Source organism: Protofrankia sp. CiP1_Cm_nod4, from assembly GCF_982290645.1.
In genome coordinates this window covers 25,530-29,437 of sequence record NZ_CEVIVC010000044.1, presented here as the reverse complement: position 1 = coordinate 29,437, position 3,908 = coordinate 25,530, and the positions used below count along the sequence as shown (strand labels likewise).

At 71.7% G+C, this 3,908-nt stretch carries 4 protein-coding genes and 2 pseudogenes; 4 read left to right on the top strand and 2 right to left on the bottom strand.

From position 1 onward, the window contains the following. On the top strand, positions 1-501 hold a 501-nt coding region (locus AC5LSR_RS10895), incomplete at its 5' end, for a TetR/AcrR family transcriptional regulator (protein WP_493468408.1). A 148-nt stretch (positions 502-649) separates the two neighbouring features. On the opposite strand, the gene idi is transcribed toward AC5LSR_RS10895, so the two are convergent. Further along, positions 650-1,324, bottom strand: a complete 675-nt coding sequence (gene idi / locus AC5LSR_RS10890; protein WP_250291103.1) for an isopentenyl-diphosphate Delta-isomerase — start codon at positions 1,322-1,324, stop codon at positions 650-652. A gap of 66 nt (positions 1,325-1,390) precedes the next feature. Then, complete coding sequence (locus tag AC5LSR_RS10885) at positions 1,391-2,458, bottom strand: enoyl-CoA hydratase/isomerase family protein (RefSeq protein WP_250281052.1); 1,068 nt, start codon at positions 2,456-2,458, stop codon at positions 1,391-1,393. Between the two features lie 359 nt (positions 2,459-2,817). Between AC5LSR_RS10885 and AC5LSR_RS10880 the strand changes: the two are divergent. From AC5LSR_RS10880 to AC5LSR_RS10870, 3 genes and pseudogenes are all read left to right on the top strand, one after another. Then, positions 2,818-3,030, top strand: a pseudogene (locus AC5LSR_RS10880) (cobalamin-dependent protein); the annotation flags it as partial. After that, positions 3,004-3,583: pseudogene (locus tag AC5LSR_RS10875) on the top strand (P-loop NTPase family protein). The pseudogenes AC5LSR_RS10880 and AC5LSR_RS10875, both read left to right, overlap by 27 nt. Then, entirely contained in the window at positions 3,577-3,891 is a 315-nt protein-coding gene (locus AC5LSR_RS10870) for a P-loop NTPase family protein (RefSeq protein WP_445548609.1), read from the top strand. The pseudogene AC5LSR_RS10875 and the gene AC5LSR_RS10870 overlap by 7 nt, the downstream one beginning before the upstream one ends. Positions 3,892-3,908: the final 17 nt, after the last annotated feature.

The window sequence follows — 3,908 nt, the reverse complement described above, 5'->3', positions numbered from 1 at the left end:
GTCAGCGGGACGTCACTACAGATGATCGCGGATGCGCTCGGCGTGACCAAGGCGGCCGTCTACTACCACTACAAGACCAAGGACGACATCGTCCTCGCGGTGGTCAACCCGGCGATCGAGGAGCTCGCCGCGATCGCGAGCGAGGCCGAGCGGAAGCGCTCCCGTGCCGCCCAGGTCGAGACCGTGCTGGCCGGCATCATCGATCTGATCATCCGTAACCGGTCGCTCTACGCCGTGCTCCAGGGTGACCTCGCGGTCGCGCACGTCCTGAGCGAACACGGGGCGTTCCCCGAGCTGAGCAACCGGATCCTGGTGCTGCTCACGGGGCCTGATCCCGATCCCGGCGGCATCGTGGCCGCGAGCATCCTGCTCTCCGGGCTGCGCGAGGCCGGGTTCGGCCCGCAGGTCGCCGACATCGGCGACGAGGAGCTGCGTGGCCACATGCTCGGCTGCGGCCGGCGCCTGCTCCGCCACCGCCGGCCGCCGGCCGCCACCGCCTGAGGCCGCCCCGCATCCGGCATCCGGCATCCGGCATCCGCGGCATCCGGCACCCGGTGCCGCCGGTGGGGGAGCCCGACGCGGAGGTGACGGACTGACGGGGGCGGGCTGCCGGAGCGGCTTCCGCGGTGGCACGGAATCCCGCCCCGGCTTATCCCCGATGGTTTCTGGAATTCTGCCGGGCGGCCGGGGGGAGCGCCTCGTCCGGTGCCACCGGCCAGTGCCGGGGCGAGGGCCCGAGCGTGCGCAGCCGTGCCATTTGCAGGCGACACCAGGGTGATATCTTCAGAGAACCGTCCAGAACGTCCTCGGAAAACGCCGGCCATGGTGCCCAGTATGCCTCGGCGACCTCCTCGGGGTTGATCCGGAAATCGCTTGACGCCTGCGTGAAGAACACCGGGCAGATCTCGTTCTCCACGGTGCCGTCGGCCATCACGCAGCGGTAGCGGAACGTCGGCAGGGCCAGGTCGATGCGCTGGACGTGCAGGTTCAGTTCTTCGGCCAGCCGCCGTGAGACGGCCGTCCGGAAATCCTCACCAGGGGCCGGATGGCCACAGCAGGTGTTGGTCAGCACCCCTGGCCAGGTGCGTTTCGCATGAGCCCGCCGGGTGACGAGTACGCGGTCGGCATCATCGAAGACATAGCAGGAGAACGCCAGGTGCAACGGCGTCCGAGGCCCGTGGACGGTGGCTTTCGGGGCGACTCCGACCGCCTCTCCGGACGGGCTGAGAAGAACGACGAGCTCCGGGGCCGCGCCGTCCGCTCCGTCCGATCCGTGGGAATTCGTTGACGATGGCGTCCGGGCATACGGTCGGGAATGGCTCATGGAAACAATGGTAACAGCGCCCGCCGGCAGCCGTTCGCGTCGGAGCGCATTTCCTGAATCGGAGGGTCATTGACCCGTGACAATCGACACCCTGGCGGTGGCGAGCCCGAGTTCGCCGGCGCCCAGGGGCGCGAAGAAGCTGGCGACCGCCTCGTCGCTGACCTCGGCCAGGGCCGCCGGTGACCAGCGGGGACGGCGGTCCTTGTCGACGACCTGGGCCCGGATGCCCTCGGCGAGGTCGTGCGAGCGCAGGCAGGTGCTGGAGACCCGGTACTCCTGGTCGAGCACCGCCTCCAGGCTGGGCAGCTCGGCGGCCGACCGGAGCGAGCGCAGGGTGACCTTGAGCGCGGTGGGCGATCTTTTCGCGATCTCCTCCGCCGCGGCGGCGGCCGGCCCACCGTGCTCGTTCAGCCGGCCCAGGATCTCCTCGACGGTCCCCGCCGCGTAGCAGTGGTCGATCCAGCCCGCCTGCGCGGCCAGCGCGCTGGCCGGGGGCGGCTCGGCGAAGGAGCGGACCACCTCGACCGGGTCGCGCTCGTCACCGCTGCCCAGCGCGTCGACCAGCGCGCCGAGCCGGCCGCTGGGCACGTAGTGATCGGCCAGCCCGTGCTGGATGGCGTCGGCGCCGGATATCCGCGCGGTGGTGAGCGCGATGTGGGTGCCCGACTGGCCGGGCATCCGGGACAGCAGATAGGTTCCGCCGACGTCGGGCACGAGGCCGATGGCGACCTCGGGCATGGCGACCAGGGAGCGCTCGGTGACCACCCGTACGCTGCCGTGCGCGGAGACGCCGACGCCCCCGCCCATGACCAGCCCGTCCATCAGCGCGACATACGGTTTCGGGTAGTGACCGATGCGGGCGTTGAGCCGGTACTCGTCGACCCAGAAGCCCAGCGCGGCGCTGCCGCCGGAGCTGACGTCGTCGTAGATGGACCGGATGTCACCGCCGGCGCACAGCCCCCGCTCGCCGGCACCGTCGATCAGTACCGCCCGGATGCGCTCGTCGTGCTCCCAGGCGGTCAGGGCGTCGGCGATGCGGCGCAGCATGCCGTGGCTGAGCGCGTTGATGGCCTTCGGCCGGTTGAGCGTGATCCGGCCCAGCCGGCCGCGGACGGTGAGCAGTACGTCGTTCATCGCTTTCCCTCCGGTGCCCGGCGGGACCCGGCGGCCCGCACGGTAGGACATCCAACAATGTCGGCTGATACCGCGCGGTCTCAAGCGATACCCTGCGGCCCGCGACTTACCGGCGGGCACGCACCGTGGGCCGGGAGCTGTGAGCGTGTGCCGGCCTGCCGGTCCTATAGCCGGTTCCGGAGCCGGTTCCGCTTCCCGTGCTGTGACGCTCTCCGCCGTTCCCGATCCCGGTTGCCGCTGGGCCTGGTGGTCCGGACCTGCGAGGAGAGAGCGTATGACTGAGACCGACGAGCTGTACCGGTCGTGGCGGACGGCGTCCGGGGGTGTCGTGCGGTACGGGCCTGAGTCCGGGCTCCGGATCGAAGATGGGGCAGGACGGGCACGACCGCGGCCAGCAGGTGATCGCGTCCGCCTTCGCCGACCTCGGGTTCGACGTGGACGTGGGCCCGCTGTTCCAGGCCCCGGCGGAGGTGGCGCGGCAGGCCGTCGAGGCCGATGTGCACATCATCGGGGTCTCCTCGTTCGCCGCCGGCCATCTGACGTTCGTGCCCGCGCTGCGCGCCGAACTCGCCGGGCACGCCGGGCACGCCCGGCGCGTCGGGATCACCGGGGTGCCGGGGGTGGGGAAGTCGACGTTCATCGACGCGCTCGGCACCTATCTGACCGGTTGCGGGCACACTGTGGCCGTGCTCGCCGTCGACCCGTACCGGCGGCAGCATCCTGGGTGACCGGACGCGGATGGCCCGGCTCGGGACCGACCCGGCCGCGTTCGTGCGCCCGTCGCCGACGTCGGGGACCCTCGGTGGGGTGGCCCGGGCGGCCCGGGAGTCCATCGTGGTGATGGAGGCGGCCGGTTACGACGTCGTCCTGGTCGAGACGGTCGGTGTCGGGCAGTCCGAGGTGACCGTCGCCGGGATGGTCGACACCTTTCTGCTGCTGTGCCTGGCGCGTACCGGCGATCAGTTGCAGGGCATCAGGAAGGGGGTGCTCGAGCTCGCCGACATCGTCGCGTCAACAAGGCCGACGGTCCCTACGAGGGGGGCGCGCGCGTCGCCGCGTAGGAGCTGGCCGGCGCTCTGCGGCTCCTGCGGGCCGGTGACGGCGGCTGGAGCACACCGGTGCTGATCTGCAGCGCCATGACCGGTGCGGGTCTGGAGGAGGTCTGGCGGACCGTCGAACGCCACCGGGAGACGCTGGCCGCGTCCGGCGGTCTGGCGGCCCGCCGGCGCGGCCAGCAGGTCGCCTGGACGTGGGAGATGATCCGCGACAGGCTGCTCGCGCGGCTGCGTACCGACCCGCGGGTGGGCGCGCTGGCCGCCGGCATCGAACGGCAGGTCCGCGCCGGCGAGCTCACCCCCGCACTCGCCGCCGACCGCATCCTGGAGACCTTCCTCAGGGAGCCACCCGGGGTGGCCTCCGAGAGACCTCGCTGACAACGGCACCACGGCCC

Bases quoted from the DNA above. Each gene is read 5' to 3' on its own strand.
- idi (WP_250291103.1), bottom strand. From the start codon at position 1,324: ATGAGCCATTCCCGACCGTATGCCCGGACGCCATCGTCAACGAATTCC.
- AC5LSR_RS10885 (WP_250281052.1), bottom strand. From the start codon at position 2,458: ATGAACGACGTACTGCTCACCGTCCGCGGCCGGCTGGGCCGGATCACG.